A 16,751-nucleotide genomic window follows, 5' to 3' on the forward strand; every position below is an offset into this window, starting at 1 on the left:
ACACCAAGTGAACACATCAGAACAGCCATTGCTTCTGCCGTGGAGGTTGCTCATCGTTCTTGTCATGACAAGTGTGGACCTGGTGGTCGTCGGCGCGGGCGTCGTAGGCCTCGCGCACGCCTGGCACGCGGTGCGGCGGGGTCTCTCCGTCACCGTGGTCGAGCGCGACGAGCACGCGGCCGGGGCGTCCGTGCGCAACTTCGGGCACGGCTGCTTCACCGCTCAGGACGGAGTGGCGTTCGAGTACGCGATGACCGCGCGCGAGGAGTGGCTGAAGCTCGCTCGCGAGGCCGGTTTCTGGCTGCGCGAGTCGGGCACGCTCGTTCTGGCCCGGCACGACGACGAACGCGCTGTTCTGGAGGAGCTCGCCTCCGTCCGGGAGATCGAGCTGACCGGCGAAGGCGCGTTCCTGCCACTCGACATCCGCGTCAACCCGCGCGAGGCCGTGCACTCGATCGCGGCGCTGCTGGCCTCACGCGGTGTCACGTTCCACTGGTCCACCAACGTGTTGACGGTCGAGCCTGGCCTGGTCCGCACCTCTCGCGGCGAGATTCCGTGCCACGCGGCGGTGGTCGCGGTCGGGCACGACGTCGACAGGTTCTTCCCGGACATCGCGGAAGAACGTCAGATCCAGCGCTGTCAGCTGCGCATGCTGCGCGTCGCGCACGGCGGCGTGATCGACCCGGCCGTGCTGACCGGGTTCTCGATGCTGCGCTACGAGGCGTTCGCGCGGTGCCCCAGCACCCAGCTCGTCCGCGAACGCCTCACGAACGACCACCCCGAGCTGGTCGAAGCCGGGCTGAACCTGATGTTCACCCAGCTCCCCGACGGCTCGCTCACCATCGGCGACACCCACCACTACAGCCGCACGGTCGACCCGTACCGGCCGGAGGACCTCGACGACCTGGTCCTCACCGAGACGGCTCGGCTCCTCGGCGTGCCCTCGCTGCAAGTCCTCGAACGCTGGCGCGGCATCTACGCGTCGGCCCCGGCCCCCTTCCTGACCGCGACGCCCGCTCCCCGCACCAGGGCCGTCTCGGTCACCTCCGGCATCGGCATGACCACCGCGCTCGGCCTCGCCCCGGCCGTGCTCGACGACCTCCTCCAGGAGCTGTGATGAGAGCCATCAGCGTCGTCCTTGCCGCGACACTGACCCTGACCGCCTGTGGTTCTGCGACTTCCACTTCAAGTAGGGAGTGCCCGAACAACGGCCACGTGCGCTTCGGCGTCGAACCCTACGAGGCCCCCGACAAGCTCAAGCCCGCCTACGAAGTGCTCGCGAAGGCGTTGACGAAGAAACTCGGCTGCGAGGTCGAGCTGCAGATCGTCGACGACTACGCCGCCGAGGTGCTGGCGATGCGCAACGGCAAGCTGGAGCTGGCCGAGTTCGGCCCGCTCGGCTACGTCTTCGCCGCGCAGAAGGCCAAGGCCGAGCCGCTGGCGTCGTTCGCCGACGGCACCGGCAAGCTCACCAGCTACACCGCCGGCATCTGGGTCAGGAAGGACTCACCGCTGCAGAAGATCGAGGACCTCGCCGGGAAGTCGCTGGCGCTGAGCAGCGTCGGTTCCGCCTCCGGTGACGCGCTTCCCCGCTACGGCCTCAAGAAGGCCGGCGTGAACGACGTCAAGCTCGACTACGCGGGCGGCCACCCCGAGGCGATGCTCGCGCTGATCAACGGCAAGGTCGACGCCGGCGAGATCAACAGCCAGCAGCTCGCCAGTGCCAAGGCCGCGGGCACGTTCGACGAGTCGAAGTTCCGCCAGATCTGGAAGTCCGAGCCGATCCCGAACGACCCGATCACCGTGCGCGGCGACCTCGACGCATCGTTCAAGGACAAGGTGCGCAAGGCGTTGCTGGAGCTGGAGACAGCGGACGTGGCGAAGGTCGGCGCGTTCCTCGACGTCACCCCGCCCGGACCGCTGGTGCAGGTGGACAACAGCACGTACGAGGTGCTGTTCGACCTCGCGACGACGTTGGGCCTCAAGGAAGAGGACGTCTGATGCTCGCCATCCGCGGCCTGCGCAAGTCGTTCGGCGGCCGCACCGTGCTGGACGGCTTCGACCTGCGGACCGAGGCCGGGGAGTTCGTGGCGCTGCTCGGGCCGAACGGCTCGGGCAAGTCCACGGCCCTGCGCTGTGCCGTCGGGCTGGAGACCCCGGACGGCGGTTCGGTCGACGTCGACGGGACCGCCGCCATGGTGTTCCAGAAGATCCACCTCGTCGGCCGCCGCAACGCGTTGGACAACGTGTGCTCCGGCGCTCTGGGCCGGCTTCCGCTGCACCGCTCGTTCTTCTTCCCGCACCAAATCAGGGAAGAGGCCATGCAGTGCCTCGACCGGGTCGGGCTCGCGGATCGTGCGCTGGATCGGTGCGCACGGCTTTCCGGTGGACAGCAACAACGTGTGGCGATCGCACGGGCGTTGTGCCAGCGCGCCAACGTGATCCTCGCGGACGAGCCGGTGTCGGCGTTGGATCCGCAAGCAGCCGTGCAGGTCATGGAACTGCTGGTGGACCTGGCTTCTGCAGGGCTGGCGGTCGTGGCCGTGCTGCACCAGCCGGAACTTGCGCAGAAGTACGCCCATCGGATCGTGGAGATGCGAACGGCGGTAGCGGCATGACGATCGCAGTTCCGAAACGACGTTGGCCGTCGGCCGTCGTGTGGATCGTTGTGGCGGTCGCGGTGGTCGTCCACGTGCTCGCGTGGCAGGCGACCGAGTTCTCCCCCGCCGCGCTGATCGCCGGCTGGGAGGGCATGGCGGACTTCCTGGCCGAGTCGCTGCCACCGGACTTCTCGGTGCTCGGCGAGTCGCTCCAAGCTGCCGTGATCACCCTGTACATCGGACTGCTCGGCACCACGTTCTCCATCCCGTTCGCTCTTGCGCTGGCGTTGTTGGCTTCCCGCGCAACGACTTCAGCGGTGTGGGCGCAACAAGCGGCCCGCGCGGTGCTGTCGTTCCTGCGCTCGGTGCCGGACGTGGTGTTCGCGCTGATCTTCGTCACGGCGGTCGGGCTCGGGCCGTTCGCGGGCGTACTGGCCCTGGTGTTCCACAACACCGGCGTGATGGGCAAGCTCTGGGCCGAGGCGATGGACGAGAGCGACCGCGGGCCGCGCGATGCGTTGCGGGTGACCGGTGCGTCCGGTCCGCAGATCGCGCTGCACGCGGTGCTCCCGACCGTTCTGCCCTCTCTGGCTGGACTTCTGCTCTACCGGCTGGACGTGAACGTGCGGTCGTCGCTCGTGCTCGGCCTGGTGGGCGCGGGCGGGATCGGCTTCCTGATCAACCAGTCGATCAAGCTGTTCCGGTTCGACGAGATGGTCGCGCACATCCTCGTGGTGCTGCTTCTCGTTGTTGTGGTCGACCAGGCTTCGGCGTTCGTGCGCAAGCGGCTAGGTGCGTGATCTGCTGGCCGTAGCGGGCACCCTGGTGCACGGTCACCGTGCCGTCCGCTGCGACCTCGCAGGGGTTGTTGGCCGTGCACTGCTCACCGCTGTCGTTGCCGGTGCTGTGCACGCCGACGACCGTGACGCCGTCCTTGAGCACGATCGGTGAGCCGGAACCGCCGTGCGAGGGCTTGCAGTCTTTGTCGTAGCGGTAGGCGTTGTCCTGCGTGTAGCCCTCTTCGCGCAGATGCGGGACCACGGCGTCGATCGTGCACTTGAAACGGTCACCGTTGCCCCACGAGATGATGTCCACGCGTTCACCCGGCTTGGCATTTCGTTGGGCCAGCTTGAAGATCTTCACGCCCTTGGCCCGCAGCTGGGCGTAGGTCTGGTCGAGGCGGTAGAGCGCGGTGTCCGTGCCGGTCATCGTGGCGTAGACCAGGTGGGTCGTGTTCGCCTTGGCCTGGAGGTAGCCCTGGCGGTCGCCGATGGTCACCGGAACCGCGACGGCGACCTCCTTCAGCGTCTGGCCTGGCGCCGGGCGTTCCGGAACGCAGTGGCCGTTGGTGAGCAGGAGCGCCGGGTCGTTGTACTTGGTGCTGTTGGTCTTCACCACGGACGCTGAGCAGACACCGGCGAGCGACGCGGCGCCTTCGAGGTTCGGCACCGGGGTGTCCGGCGGATCGATCTTGCCGGTGACGACGTCGTTGATCCAGCCCTTGAAGTGGTTGAGGTCCGTGTAGAGGACGGGCTGGTCGTCGCCGTTGCTGCCGCTGACGACTCCGGCGATCACCCAGTGGTCGCCGGCGCGGACGAGTGCGGGGCCTCCGGAGTCCATGTTCGTCGCGGCGACGCTGCCGTCCGTCGCGCCGATGCAGATCTCGCGTTCTTCCTTGATCCCGCTGAGCACGCACTGCGCGGCGGGCTGGATCACGGTGTCGGCCTCGCGCAGCTTCTTCGGGTAGCACTCGGGCTGACGTTTGTTGCACGTCATGCCCCAGCCGAGGATCCGGGTCTTCGTGCCGTCGGCGGGCCGCGCGTCCGGCAGTGCGACGGGCTTGGTCTTCGCCGGCTTCGTCAGCTTCAGCAGGCCGAGGTCGCCGTCCTGCACCGGGTACTGCGTGTAGGTGATGAACCGCTCGACGGCGATCACCTCGCCGCCACTGCCCGCGTCCGTGGTGCCGAGCCGCACGGTCCAGTTCTTCGGGCGGCCGACCTGGGCGCCGCTGGGGTTGTTCTTGGTGCAGTGGCCCGCGGTGACGGCCCAGCTCGGGGCGATCAGCGTGACGCCGCAGGTGTGGCCGTCCTCGCGCGGTGAGTCCGGCCGCTGCAACGAGCCCGAGAACGGGTAGGGCTCGGGAGCTTCGACGCCGCCGCGAATGGCCAGGGCAGGGGTGACGGAGGTGATCGTCGCGGTGAGCGCGACGGTCGCCGTCAAGAGCACTTTTCGCATGTGGACGAGGCTTTCGAACCCGTGTCCGCGCTCGATCATGGCTGTGCAACAACTGCGCACGGGCGGTCGTTACGCAACGATGACGTGGCAAGGACGTCCTCATGAGACCCGTCGGGAAGGCTGGAGGTCATGCCGCGCGTACTGCTGATCGAGGACGACGAGGCGGTCCGCGAGGGACTGTCGCTCGCCCTGACCTACCAGGGACACACCGTGGACGCGGTGCGCACGGGCGAGGAGGGCCTCGAACTGCTGATGAGCGTCGCGCCGGACGTCGTCGTGCTCGACCTGATGCTGCCGGGCGTGGACGGGTTCGAGGTGTGCCGGCGGATCCGGGCGTCCGGCGACCTCCCGATCATCATGCTGACCGCGCGCAACGACGACATCGACGTGGTGGCCGGGCTGGAGGCCGGTGCCGATGACTACGTGGCCAAACCCGCGCAGGCTCGGGTGCTGGAGGCTCGCATCCGGGCGGTGCTGCGGCGATCTTCTGTGTCCGCTCCTGAGGTCGTGGCCGAGCGCTACGGCGACCTGACGATCGACCGCGACGGGCTCGTGGTGACCCTGCTCGGGCGCCCGGTGTCGCTGGCGCCGACCGAACTGCGGCTGCTGCTGGAGCTCTCGTCGTCACCCGGTCGCGTGATGTCGCGGCAGCAGCTGCTGGAGTCGGTGTGGGACCAGGGCTACCTCGGCGACTCGCGGCTGGTCGACGCGTGCGTGCAGCGGCTGCGGTCGAAGATCGAGAACGACCCGGCCGCCCCGGTGTACGTCCAGACCGTGCGGGGCTTCGGCTACCGCTTCGGGCCGCTGTGACGCTGCGCCTCCGGCTGCTGCTCGCCTTCGCGTTCCTGAGCATCGTGACCGCCGTGGCGGTGTCGGGTGCCGGGTACGTGCGGGCGCGTGACGCGATCGTGCAGCGGGCGCAGGACAACGCCGTGATCGAGACGACCGGCCGCGTGGAGCAGCTGTACCCGTTGCCGGCTCGGGTGCCTGACGCCGCTTTGCTTGAGCGGATCGCCGGCAAGGTGTCCGGTCGCGAGGGGGTGGCGCTCGTTCGGGCTCCGGGTGTGTCCGCGGGCTCGATGGATCCTTCAGTCATCACGGCTGACCTGCGGTCGCTGGTGTCGTCCGGGCAGGTGGGCTGGCAGCGGGTGCCGTACCAGGGCGGGGTGTGGCTCGTCGTGGGCATGCAGATGCGGATCTCCGGCGGCGGCGCGTCCGGGATCGAGGTGTGGGTGCTGCGGCCGTTCACCTCGGAGATCGAGGTGGTCGACGAGCTGGCTCGGAACGCGTGGCTGATCGGCGGTGCCGGGCTGCTGCTGGCCTTGGCGATGGCGTTCTTCGCGGCTCGCGGGGTGTTGCGGCCTGTGCGCGAGCTGCGGATGGCGGCGTTCCGGCTCGGCCAGGGCGATCTCGCGGCGCGGGTGCCGGTGCGGGGACGGGACGAACTGGCCGCCGTGGCGACGACGTTCAACACCACGGCGTCCTCTTTGGAGCACCACGTCGGTGAGCTGCGGCGGATGGAGGCTGATGCCCGTCGGTTCGTGGCGGATGTGTCGCACGAGCTGCGGACTCCTCTTGCCGCGATGACCGCCGTGACCGATGTTCTGGACGCCGAGACCGCTTCCCTGCCTGGTGTGGCCGGCCAGGCCGCGCGGCTGGTGAACCGGGAGACTTCGAACCTGACCCGGCTGGTCAACGACCTGATCGAGGTCACCCGGTTCGACTCGGGCACGGCGGCGCTGGCGTTGGACGACGTCGACGTGGCCGAGGTGGTGTCGCGGACGCTGCGGATGCGCGGCTTCGAGGTGTCGGAGTCGCTGCCGGACGGCGTGCGGGCCCGACTGGACCCGCGGCGGCTGGACGTGATCGTGGCGAACCTGGTCGGCAACGCCCTGCGGCACGGTGCGCAGCCGGTGACCGTGACGCTGTACGTCGAGGGGTCGTCGCTGGTGATCGTGGTGGCCGACGCGGGGCCGGGGCTTTCCGCCGACGTGTTGCCGCACGTGTTCGCACGCTTCTACAAGGCCGACTCGGCGCGCGGCCGGTCGGAGGGATCGGGGCTCGGGCTCGCGATCGCCTGGGAGAACGCCCGGCTGCACGGCGGCACCTTGACCGCTGCGAACCGACCCGGTGGCGGCGCTCTGTTCACGCTGCGGCTGCCTCTGGGCGGTGACCTGTGACGCCCAAAACTGTCGGTGCTGCCTGGGACAATGGATTCAGGGGGACCCCCTGGAGGGGACCCCTGCGCAAGCTTGGCCTCGTGCTCCTGCTCGTCGTGGTCTCCGCCTGCGGGATCCGGCCGACCGACCCCATTCCCGGCTTGGAGGCGCCGAGCGGACCGGTCGAGAACACCTCGCCCGCGCTCTACTGGGTGTCCGAGGGCCGCGTCGTCGCCGTCAACCGCCCCCAGGGCAGCCTGAGCGGCTACGACGTCGTCGCCCTGCTCGCCCAGGGCCCCACCGCGGCCGAGCAGAACCGCGGCCTCACCACCGAGGTCCCGTTCGACGCCGCGCCCGCCTCCGTCGACCGGGTGGCCAACGGGCTGGACGTGTCGATCTCCACCGACGTCTCGCTGCTCAGCAAGGCCGCCGTGCAGCAGATCGTGTGCACGCTGCTCGGCATCCAGGCCGTCGGCACGGTCAACCTGCGTGGCGGCGGCCATTCGCTCGAGTACATCAAGTGCGCTTGAATCGACGTCGTGCACGTCTACTCCATCCCGATGCGGGCGCGGTTCCGCGGCATCACCCAGCGCACCGGCCTGCTGTTCGAGGGGCCGGCCGGGTGGGGCGAGTTCTGCCCGTTCGAGGAGTACGACGACGACGAGTCCACGGCCTGGCTGGCGTGCGCGCTCGAAGCAGCCAACGACGGCTGGCCCGCACCGGTCCGCTCCCGGATTCCGGTCAACTGCACGGTTCCGGTGGTGAGCGCGGAGAAGGCCCACGAGATCGTCGCGAAGTCAGGCTGCTCGACGGCCAAATTGAAGGTCGCCGAGTCGACGCTGGAAGAGGACTGCGCTCGGCTTGAGGCGGTCCGGGATGCGCTCGGACCAGATGGGTTCGTGCGGGTCGACGCCAACATGATGTGGGACGTCGACACGGCCGTCACCGCGATCAAGGCCATGGACAAGGCTGCGGGCGGCCTTCAGTACGTGGAGCAGCCGTGCCACACGCTGGAAGAGCTCGCGGCGGTCCGCAAACGCGTGGACGTGCCGATCGCGGCAGACGAGTCGATCCGCAAGGCCGAGGATCCGCTCAAGGTGGCCGTGTCCGGGGCCGCGGACATCGCGGTGATCAAGGTGGCGCCGCTCGGCGGGGTGAGGAAAGCCCTCGAAGTGGCCGAAGCGTGCGGACTGCCGATCGTGGTGTCGTCCGCGTTGGAGACGTCGGTCGGCATGGCGGCAGGTGTCGCACTGGCGGCTGCGCTGCCTGAGCTCGACTACGCCTGCGGGCTCGCGACGCTGTCACTGCTGGACGGCGACGTCACGAGCGACTCGCTCACACCGGTGGACGGCTATCTGCCCGTGCTGACAAAACCACCCGTGCCGGACCGCATCGAGGGTTTCGCGAACGATGTGATCGCGAAGGCCTGGACTGATCGGTACGACAGGGTGCTGAGCAAGCTCAATCGATGAGTCGGTCCACCTGGATCTTCAGCGGAAACGGCGCGTCGGTCTCGTAAATCCTGGTCTCCGCAGGCGCCTCCTGATAGCCGAATTCTCCGGCTAGGTGCAGCGGAGCCAATGAGATCGGTTCGTCGAGGTCGATGATCCAGTAGAACGGAATACCCGCCAAGGCGTATTCCTCACGCTTGGCGCGATAGTCCGTCGTGCGCGAACTCGGCGACAGAGTCTCGACCACGAGCACGATCTCTGACGCCTTGATCAAGCCACCTTCGGCCCTTTGCCGCTTGCGAGCGCTGCGTTGGACTACGATCACGTCCGGCCGGCGGACGTAACCAGGCTGTTCTGGCGCGGACAACTCCAGATTCACGTCCATGTCGAGAATTACTTCAAGATGGTCAGGTAGCTGGCTACCTAGCTGGACCAGCAGATTCGACCCAGTGACGTTGTGGTCAGCAAGAGGACTGGGGGACATGATCAGACGGCCGTTTACCAATTCTGTATAGCCGTCTTCGGTTTCTCCGAGCGCGGCGTACTGAGCAACGGTCATTGGACCCGTTGCAACAGCAAGCAGACGCTTCGAAGGCCTGTCGGGTAGTGCGGTCACTGCGTCTCCTTCCGTCTCAGTCACCGTCGCACATGGAGCTGCTCCAAACTGTCCCGCAATTCCACACCTTCGGCTGATCAGGGCTTCCCTCTGGACAGGCCCTGACCGTTCGCACCCAGACTGAACACCACGCCCTCGGTCCGGTTGATCGCCTCGGTCCGCCGCGCATTCGCAGGCACCCGAGTCAGGTCCACCAGCCGGATCGGCGGCCCCAGCTCGACCAGCGTCGGCGTGTAGGACGCCGCGACGACGTTCCACCCCTCCGGCCCCTGCTCGAACTTGAAGCGGCCGATCACGCCTTCCTCGGTGACGCCACGAGGCTCGGAGTGCCGGGCGACCTCGTTGCCCAGCCCGTAGATGACCCACTTCTTGCCGATCTTCTCCCACGGCTGCACCACGTGGACGTGCGTGCCGATGATCAGATCCAGTGCCGGGTCGGCCAGCAACTGGCGGGCCAGCGACTTCTGTTCCTCGGTCGCCTCGTGCTGGTACTCGTTGCCCCAGTGCACGGACAGCACGACGACCTCGGCGCCGGCCTCACGGGCCTTGCGCGCGTCGGCGAGGATCTTGGCGACGTTGATCTGGTTCGCGCGCCACGGCTGGGGCAGCGGAATGCCGTTGAAGCCGTAGGTGAACGACAGCTGGGCGACCTTCACACCACCCGCGTCGAGGATCAGCGGTGCGGCTGATTCCTCGGGCGTGCGGAACGAGCCGGTGTGCTTGAGACCGACGGCGTCCATCGCGTCCAACGTCGTCGTGATCGCCCCAACTCCCCGGTCCAGTGTGTGGTTCGAGGCGGTCGAGCACGAGTCGTAGCCGACGTCGACCAGGCCTTTCGCGACCTCGGGCGGTGCGATGAAGGCCGGGTAGCCGAAGAACGGGCCTTCTTTGGTGCCCAGCGGGATTTCCAGGTGGCACAGCGAAAGATCAGCCTTCAGGGTGTCCTTGATGCCGGCCAGCAGCGGCAGGTAGTCGCGGCCCGCGGCACCACCGTCGGCGACGGCCTGGTCGGTCAGCGCCGGGTGGATCAGGATGTCGCCGCCCGCGGTCAGCGTGAACGAACGCGGCGGCGGCGGGCCGGAAGACGTCGTAGAAGGCGGCGGGGGCGGCGAGGTGATGACCACCGGCGAGCCCGTGCACGCGGCCAGCGCAAGGCCGGTGACCAGCGCGAATGCCGGCCACCGGACCACACGCTTCAGCGTTGCCGCCTGCGTCGCACGACCACGAACAGCACTACGGCCGCCACTGCGGCCGCGATGGGTAGGACGCGCTTGAGTACCGGTACGCCTGCGGTGTCGATCAGGTCGATCGGCTCGTCGGGGACCACGCGGAGATGCTGCTGTTGCGCCACCTCGTCAGGATCCACTGAACCCAGCGTGCTCGCCAGGCATTCCGCGAACTGGTCGACGAGCTTGCCGCTGACCTCGGCGATCAGGCCGCGACCGAGCTGGGCCGGTCGGCCGGTCACCGACAGATCGGTCTCGACCTCGACCGTGTCACCCACTTGGAACGTGACGACAGCGGACGCGGTGCCGTTGCCGCGCGTGTCCTTGCCCGCGGCCTTCATGACCGCGCGGCGCAGCACCGGGTCGATCTCCACGAACTCCCCGGTGCCCCGGTACAGCAGCTGCACCGGGCCGAGCTTGACCTTCACCTCCCCGCTGAACGTCTTGCCGTCGACCGAGGTCAGCGTGGCGCCCGGCAGGCACGGCGCCACGCGTTCCGGGTCGAGCAACGCCTCCCAGACCTCCTCGGCCGGGGCCGGCGCGGTGAACGAGTGCGTCAGCTTCATCCCGCTACCGCCGCCGTCAGCGCGCGGTCGGTCAACACCCGAGCGAGGTTGTCCTTGTAACCGTCGCCGGAAGACGCCCACCGAGCCGCCGACGAGATCGACTCGGCGGTGGCCGGCTGACCGATCAGCGCCGATTCCACGTCAGTGGCGCGCACCGGACCGGATCCCACGTTCGTCAGGCCCACGCGAGCAGCGGCGATCGACCCGTCGCGGACCTGCACGGCCGCCGCCACCGCGACGATCGACCACGCCTGCGCGACCCGGTTGAGCTTCTCGTAGTGCGCTCCCCAACCAGTGTATTTCGGCACCCTGACATCGATCAGGATCTCGTTCGGAGCCAGCGCCGTCTCGAAGTAGTCGACGAAGAACTCCGACGCGGGCACCTCACGACGGCCGTCAGGGCCGGCGATGATCATCACGGCGTCCAGGGCCAGCACCGGCGCCAGCAGATCGCCCGCCGGGTCCGCGTGGCACAGCGAGCCGCCGAACGTGCCGCGGTGCCGGACCTGGGGATCAGCCACCGTGTCCGTGACCAGCTTCAACAACAACGCGTGGTCGTGGATCAGATGGTCGCGCTGCACCTCGTAGTGCGTGGTCATGGCCCCGATGAACAACGAGTCGCCGTCGTCGCGCACGCCGGTCAGCTCGGTCAGCCCGCCGATGTCGATCAACGCCGTCGGTGCCGCCAGTCGCATGCGCAGCACCGGCACGAGCGACTGCCCGCCCGCGATGATCTTGGCGTCCTCGCCCTCCTCTGCGAGCATCCGCACGGCTTCGTCCACAGTGGATGGACACAGGTACCTGAACTCCGCCGGGATCACGGCTGACCTCCCTGCGAGTCGATCGAGCCGAGCCCACCCGCGGCGGGCGTCGACGCATCCGCCACGCCACCTTGCAGCGCGGTCCACACACGCTCAGGCGACATCGGCATCTCGATGTCGCGAACACCCATGTGCCGCAGGGCATCCAGCACGCTGTTCACCACAGCGGGCGTCGAGGCGATCGTGCCCGCCTCGCCGACTCCCTTGGCGCCCAACGGGTTCGACGTCGCCGGAGTGGCCGTCCGAGCCGTGATGAACCCGGGCAGATCCGCCGCACAAGGCACCAGGTAGTCAGCCAGCGTGGCCGTCGTCAACGTGCCCATCTCGTCGTGAATCGCCTCTTCGTACAACGCCTGCGCGATGCCCTGAGCCAGTCCGCCGTGCACCTGACCGTCGACGATCAACGGGTTCACGACCGTGCCGACGTCGTCCACCGCCACGTACCGCACGATCTTGACCATGCCGGTCTGCGTGTCGACTTCCGTTGCGCACAAATGGGTTCCGTGCGGGAACGAGAAGTTGTCGGGATCGAACGTGGCGTCGGCGTCCAGCCCGGGTTCCATGCCCTCGGGCAGATCGTGCGCCACGTGCGCGGCCAACACGACGTCACCCAGCGAACGAACCGTCGAGGTGCCGCGAACGGAGAACGACCCGGTCGCGAACTCCACGTCCGCCTCGTCGCACTCCATCATGTGCGCGGCCAGCCGTCGTGCCTTCGCGAGCACCTTGTCCGCCGCGTGCACCAGAGCCGTGCCACCAACAGCCAAAGACCGCGACCCGTAGGAGTCCATGCCGCGATGTGACGACGCCGTGTCGCCGTGCAGCACCTCGACGTCCTCGAACGGCACACCCAGCCGGTCGGCCACGATCTGCGACCACACCGTCTCGTGACCCTGCCCGTGCGGCGACGTCCCGGTGATCACCTCGACCTTGCCGGTGGGCAGCATCCGGATCGACGCGCTCTCCCAACCACCCGCGGCATAACGCAGAGCGCCGAGCACCCTGGACGGCGCGAGCCCGCACATCTCGGTGTAGGTGGAGATGCCGATGCCCATCTGCACCGGATCACCGGAAGAACGACGGCGTTCCTGCTCCTCGCGCAGCGCCGAGTAGTCGAAGAGCTCCATCGCGCGAGCCGTCGCGGCCTCGTAGTTGCCGGAGTCGTAGGTGAGCCCGGCGACGGTGGTGAACGGGAACTCGTCGTGCTTGATCCAGTTCTGCTGCCGCAGCTCCATCGGGTCGCGGCCCAGCTCGACCGCGAGCTCGTCCATCATCCGCTCGATCGCGAACGTGGCCTCGGGCCGCCCGGCGCCGCGATACGCGTCCGTGGGCACCTTGTTCGTGAACACGTTGGTGCACACGAACCGGTAGGCCGCGAACTTGTAGATCGCGTTGAACATGAACGCACCGAGGATCGGGATGCCCGGCGTGACCAGCCGCAGGTACGCGCCCATGTCGGCGAGCAGCTCGACCTTCAGCCCGGTCACGGTGCCGTCGCGGCGGGCGGACAGCGTGATCTTCTGGATCTGGTCGCGGCCGTGGTGCGCGGACAGCATCGACTCGGTGCGCGACTCGGTCCACTTCACCGGGCGGCCCATCCGCCGCGCCACCAGCAGGCACAGCAGCTCTTCCGGCGTGACCTGGAGCTTGCCTCCGAACCCGCCGCCGACATCAGGCGCGATCACGCGGATCTTGTGCTCACTGATACCGCTGACGGCCGCGAGCATCCACCGCAGGATGTGCGGGATCTGCGTCGCCGACCAGACGGTGAACATGCCGGCGCTCGGGTCCACGACGACCGAACGAGGTTCCATGAAGGACGGGATCAGCCGCTGCTGCCGGAACGTCCGCTCCAGCACCACCTCGGCCGACGCGATCTCGTCCTCGACGTTCGTGCCGCTGCCCGCATCCGCCGAGTCGTAAACCCAGGTCGCGGACTTGTTCGTGCCGAGGTCCGGATGCACCAGATCGTTGTCCTGCAAGGCTTCTGCCAGGTCCAGCACGACCGGCAGCTCGTCGTAGTCGACGTCGATCGCGGCCAGCGCGTCCGCCGCGCGGTACGCGTTGTCGGCGATCACCAGGGCGACGGCCTCGCCGGCGAAGTTGACCTGGTCCACGGCCAACGCGGGTGCGGGCGGTGCCAGCATGTCCTCGGTGATCGGCCACGCGCAGGGCAGCGAACCCTGTTCAGCGGCCAAGTCCTCACCGGTCAGGACGATCGCCACACCGGGCATCGCGGTCGCGCGGCTGCAGTCGATGCTGCGGATGCGGGCGTGCGCGACGGGACTGCGCAGCACCGCCATGTGCAGCATGCCGGTGAGCTGGATGTTGTCGGTCCACCTGGTCTGTCCGGTGATCAGGCGCGCGTCTTCCTTGCGCAGCCGGGCTTTGCCGACTTCCGGCTCGGCGGTGGCGGTCATTCTCCACCTACCGGTTGCCTCGAACCGACGTGTTCGTCCCGAGAAGAGTCACTGTGCTGCTCGATCTTCGGGCCCGCGCCCGGCTTCATCCGCTGGGCGGCGTCCTGCACCGCGCGGACGATGTTCTGGTAGCCCGTGCAGCGGCAGAGGTTGCCCTCCAGGCCCTTGCGCACGGTCTCGTCGTCGGGATCCGGCTCGTCGGCGAGCAGGTCGATCGCCTGCATGATCATGCCGGGCGTGCAGAACCCGCACTGCAGCGCGTGGTTGCTGCGGAACGCCTCCTGCACCGGGTGCAGCTTGCCGTCGCGGGCGAGGCCTTCGATCGTGGTGACCTCGCGCCCGTTCGCCTGGACCGCGAACATCTGGCACGACTTCACGCTGTGGCCGTCGAGGTGCACCGTGCAGGCCCCGCAGTTGCCGGTGTCGCAGCCGACGACGGTGCCGGTCTTGCCCAGGCGTTCCCGCAGGTAGTGCACGAGCAGGAGGCGGGGTTCGACCTCGTCGGCGTACGTCACTCCGTCGACGTTGACCGAGATGTGCATGGAAACCCTCCCAGGGTGGTGGGCCTTCTAGTGACGAGGGTCACTTCAGCCTCCTCCCTGTGTGCGGGTTCAACAACCCGATCAGTGGTGGATCGGTTCACCAAGATCCACCAGCCGCCTGCCGGATCCCTTCCACCGCAAGGAGATGATCTCGGCGGCGATCGACACCGCCGTCTCTTCCGGTGTCCTGGCACCAAGATCGAGGCCGATCGGCGACGCCAGGTGCGCCAGTTCGCTCTCGGTCAAACCAGCTTCCCTCAAGCGCTGCAAGCGATCTTCGTGCGTGCGCCGGGATCCCATCGCGCCGACGTAACCGACCTTCAGCCGCAACGCGACCTCCAGCAGCGGCACGTCGAACTTCGGATCATGCGTGAGCACGGCGATCACCGTGCGTTCGTCGAGCTTGGACGCCTCGCCTTCGAGGTACTTGTGCGGCCACGCCACGACCACCTCGTCCGCCTCGGGAAAACGGCTGCGGGTCGCGAACACCGGTCGCGCGTCGCAGACGGTCACGCGGTAGCCGAGGAACGCACCGAGACGAGCCATCGCGGCGGCGAAGTCGATCGCTCCGAACACGAGCATGCGCGGCGGCGGTTCGAACGAGTTCACGAACACGCTCATGCCCTCGCCACGCCGCTGACCGTCCGGCCCGTACTGCAGCACTCCGCTGCGCCCGGAGGCCAGCAAGCCGCGCGCGTCATCCGTGACGGCGTCGTCGATCCGCGAGGACCCGAGGCTGCCCGAACGCCGGTCCGGCCAGATCACCATGCGCCGGCCGATCCCGTCCGGGTGCTCGATCACGGTCGCGACGGCCACTGGCTGCTCGGCCCGGACCGTCTCGACCACCTCGCCGAGCTGCGGAAACGTCTCGGCGTTGATCTTCTCGACGTAGATGTCGATGATCCCGCCGCAGGTCAGCCCGACCGCGAACGCGTCGTCGTCGCTCACCCCGTACCGCTGCAGAACCGGGTCGTCAGTGGATTGCGCCAGGTCGTAGACAGCGCCCTCGACGCACCCGCCGGACACGCTGCCGACGGCCTCGCCGTCCTGCGTCACGAGCATCGCCGCACCCGCCGGCCGCGGCGCCGAGCTGAAGGTCGCGACCACGGTGCCGACGCCGACCGTCTCGCCGTTCGCCACCCGGTCCGCGAGGTCGAACAGGACATCACGCATGGCGCACTTCCTTCAGCAGTTCTTCCAACGCGTGCACGCTGTGGCCGGCGACCATCCTGTCGACGTGCGGGAGCGCCGCCACCACGCCGCTCTGCACGGGCCGATAGCCGGGCTTGCCCGCGTGCGGGTTGGCCCAGATGACCTGGTGACTCACCCGTCTCAGCCTCGCCATCTCGGTCGCCAGCAGGGTCGGGTCACCACGTTCCCAGCCGTCGCTGAACAACACGACCACCGCACCTCGTTGCCGCCACTGCTGGTTGAACCGCCGCAGCGCCTCACCCAGCCGCGTCCCGCCTTCGTAGTCAGGGATAGCCCTGCCGGCCGCTCGCAACGCCCGTTCGGGATCGCGTTCACGCAGCTGCCTGGTCACGCGGGTGAGCCTGGTGCCGATCGTGCGGACCTCGACGGGCATGGCGTGCGCGATCACGTGCGCGAACCGCAGCAACGCGTCCGAATATGCCGCCATCGAGCCGGAAACGTCGATCAACAGCACCAAACGGCGTGCCTTCACGCCCCGGCGACGGTGGCGTGGCAACGCGATCTCGCCACCTACCTCGATCATCGCGCGGACCGTCCGAGCCAGGTCGATGCGGCCACGGCGGGCTTTCTTGAGCCGGCGAGATCGTCTGCGCGGCGGAAGCGGTTTCAGCTGCTGAATCAACGGCGCCGCGTTGAACTCGGAGATGTCCTTGTGGCGCAACACTTCCACCTCAGAAGCCGCGACGCCGACCGTCACCGAGTCGAGCTCGATCGTCGTGCGCGGCCGGGGTGGTGTGCCACCGAAGTAGGCGCGGTAAGCCGCGTCGTAGCGCGGGAGGTCGTCCGGATCGGCGCAGAGCGTGAGCCGCCCGGCCCAGTAGAGATCGACATGAGCAGAGGCCTGCAGAAACGCCTGCACGCGATCAGGCCCGCACGGAAGCCCGGCGCCCCGCAGGACGCGCG

At 68.4% G+C, this 16,751-nt stretch carries 17 protein-coding genes; 8 read left to right on the top strand and 9 right to left on the bottom strand.

Annotation, left to right across the window (positions count from 1 at the left end; translation table 11 throughout):
* Window positions 1-64 precede the first annotated feature (64 nt).
* The 4 genes from ABZX92_RS17035 to phnE are packed head-to-tail and all read left to right on the top strand — an operon-like array spanning window position 65 to window position 3,400.
* Window positions 65-1,117, top strand: a complete 1,053-nt coding sequence (locus ABZX92_RS17035) for an FAD-dependent oxidoreductase (RefSeq protein WP_355559655.1) — start codon at window positions 65-67, stop codon at window positions 1,115-1,117.
* Complete coding sequence (locus tag ABZX92_RS17040; RefSeq protein ID WP_355559658.1) at window positions 1,117-2,001, top strand: phosphate/phosphite/phosphonate ABC transporter substrate-binding protein; 885 nt, start codon at window positions 1,117-1,119, stop codon at window positions 1,999-2,001. The genes ABZX92_RS17035 and ABZX92_RS17040 overlap by 1 nt, the downstream gene beginning before the upstream one ends.
* Window positions 2,001-2,618, top strand: a complete 618-nt coding sequence (locus ABZX92_RS17045; RefSeq protein ID WP_355559661.1) for an ATP-binding cassette domain-containing protein — start codon at window positions 2,001-2,003, stop codon at window positions 2,616-2,618. Before ABZX92_RS17040 ends, ABZX92_RS17045 begins: the two co-directional genes overlap by 1 nt.
* Complete coding sequence (gene phnE, locus ABZX92_RS17050) at window positions 2,615-3,400, top strand: phosphonate ABC transporter, permease protein PhnE (RefSeq protein WP_355559662.1); 786 nt, start codon at window positions 2,615-2,617, stop codon at window positions 3,398-3,400. Before ABZX92_RS17045 ends, phnE begins: the two co-directional genes overlap by 4 nt.
* On the opposite strand, the gene ABZX92_RS17055 is transcribed toward phnE, so the two are convergent.
* Window positions 3,291-4,835: a trypsin-like serine protease gene (locus ABZX92_RS17055; RefSeq protein ID WP_355559665.1), complete on the bottom strand. Its 1,545-nt coding sequence runs from the start codon at window positions 4,833-4,835 to the stop codon at window positions 3,291-3,293. The genes phnE and ABZX92_RS17055 overlap by 110 nt on opposite strands.
* 129 nt (window positions 4,836-4,964) lie before the next feature.
* On the opposite strand from ABZX92_RS17055, the gene ABZX92_RS17060 reads away from it, so the two are divergent.
* From ABZX92_RS17060 to ABZX92_RS17075, 4 genes are all read left to right on the top strand, one after another.
* Window positions 4,965-5,645: a response regulator transcription factor gene (locus tag ABZX92_RS17060; protein WP_355559667.1), complete on the top strand. Its 681-nt coding sequence runs from the start codon at window positions 4,965-4,967 to the stop codon at window positions 5,643-5,645.
* Window positions 5,642-7,015: an ATP-binding protein gene (locus ABZX92_RS17065; protein ID WP_355559670.1), complete on the top strand. Its 1,374-nt coding sequence runs from the start codon at window positions 5,642-5,644 to the stop codon at window positions 7,013-7,015. The genes ABZX92_RS17060 and ABZX92_RS17065 overlap by 4 nt, the downstream gene beginning before the upstream one ends.
* 80 nt (window positions 7,016-7,095) lie before the next feature.
* Complete coding sequence (locus tag ABZX92_RS17070; RefSeq protein WP_355559673.1) at window positions 7,096-7,524, top strand: GerMN domain-containing protein; 429 nt, start codon at window positions 7,096-7,098, stop codon at window positions 7,522-7,524.
* Between the two features lie 9 nt (window positions 7,525-7,533).
* Window positions 7,534-8,466, top strand: a complete 933-nt coding sequence (locus ABZX92_RS17075) for an o-succinylbenzoate synthase (RefSeq protein ID WP_355559676.1) — start codon at window positions 7,534-7,536, stop codon at window positions 8,464-8,466.
* Here ABZX92_RS17075 and ABZX92_RS17080 read toward each other — a convergent pair.
* From ABZX92_RS17080 to ABZX92_RS17115, 8 genes are all read right to left on the bottom strand, one after another.
* Window positions 8,456-9,061 carry a Uma2 family endonuclease gene (locus ABZX92_RS17080; RefSeq protein WP_355559679.1) on the bottom strand — a complete coding sequence of 202 codons (606 nt, stop codon included), beginning with the start codon at window positions 9,059-9,061 and terminating at the stop codon, window positions 8,456-8,458. The two genes, ABZX92_RS17075 and ABZX92_RS17080, sit on opposite strands and share 11 nt — an antisense overlap.
* Before the next feature lie 77 nt (window positions 9,062-9,138).
* Window positions 9,139-10,251 (bottom strand): CapA family protein, encoded by a 1,113-nt coding sequence (locus ABZX92_RS17085; protein ID WP_355559682.1) that lies wholly within the window; start codon window positions 10,249-10,251, stop codon window positions 9,139-9,141.
* 5 nt (window positions 10,252-10,256) lie between these two features.
* Entirely contained in the window at window positions 10,257-10,853 is a 597-nt protein-coding gene (locus tag ABZX92_RS17090) for an SRPBCC family protein (RefSeq protein WP_355559685.1), read from the bottom strand.
* Entirely contained in the window at window positions 10,850-11,674 is an 825-nt protein-coding gene (locus tag ABZX92_RS17095; protein WP_355559687.1) for a xanthine dehydrogenase family protein subunit M, read from the bottom strand. The genes ABZX92_RS17090 and ABZX92_RS17095 overlap by 4 nt, the downstream gene beginning before the upstream one ends.
* Window positions 11,671-14,094 carry a xanthine dehydrogenase family protein molybdopterin-binding subunit gene (locus ABZX92_RS17100; RefSeq protein WP_355559690.1) on the bottom strand — a complete coding sequence of 808 codons (2,424 nt, stop codon included), beginning with the start codon at window positions 14,092-14,094 and terminating at the stop codon, window positions 11,671-11,673. Before ABZX92_RS17100 ends, ABZX92_RS17095 begins: the two co-directional genes overlap by 4 nt.
* Complete coding sequence (locus ABZX92_RS17105) at window positions 14,091-14,636, bottom strand: (2Fe-2S)-binding protein (RefSeq protein ID WP_355559693.1); 546 nt, start codon at window positions 14,634-14,636, stop codon at window positions 14,091-14,093. Before ABZX92_RS17105 ends, ABZX92_RS17100 begins: the two co-directional genes overlap by 4 nt.
* Before the next feature lie 81 nt (window positions 14,637-14,717).
* Window positions 14,718-15,809, bottom strand: coding sequence for an XdhC/CoxI family protein (locus ABZX92_RS17110; protein ID WP_355559695.1), 1,092 nt, complete (start codon window positions 15,807-15,809; stop codon window positions 14,718-14,720).
* Window positions 15,802-16,743: a VWA domain-containing protein gene (locus tag ABZX92_RS17115; protein WP_355559701.1), complete on the bottom strand. Its 942-nt coding sequence runs from the start codon at window positions 16,741-16,743 to the stop codon at window positions 15,802-15,804. Before ABZX92_RS17115 ends, ABZX92_RS17110 begins: the two co-directional genes overlap by 8 nt.
* Window positions 16,744-16,751 lie beyond the last annotated feature (8 nt).

Source organism: Lentzea sp. NPDC006480 (assembly GCF_040611995.1).
In the GTDB taxonomy this organism is placed as follows: Bacteria; Actinomycetota; Actinomycetes; order Mycobacteriales; family Pseudonocardiaceae; genus Lentzea.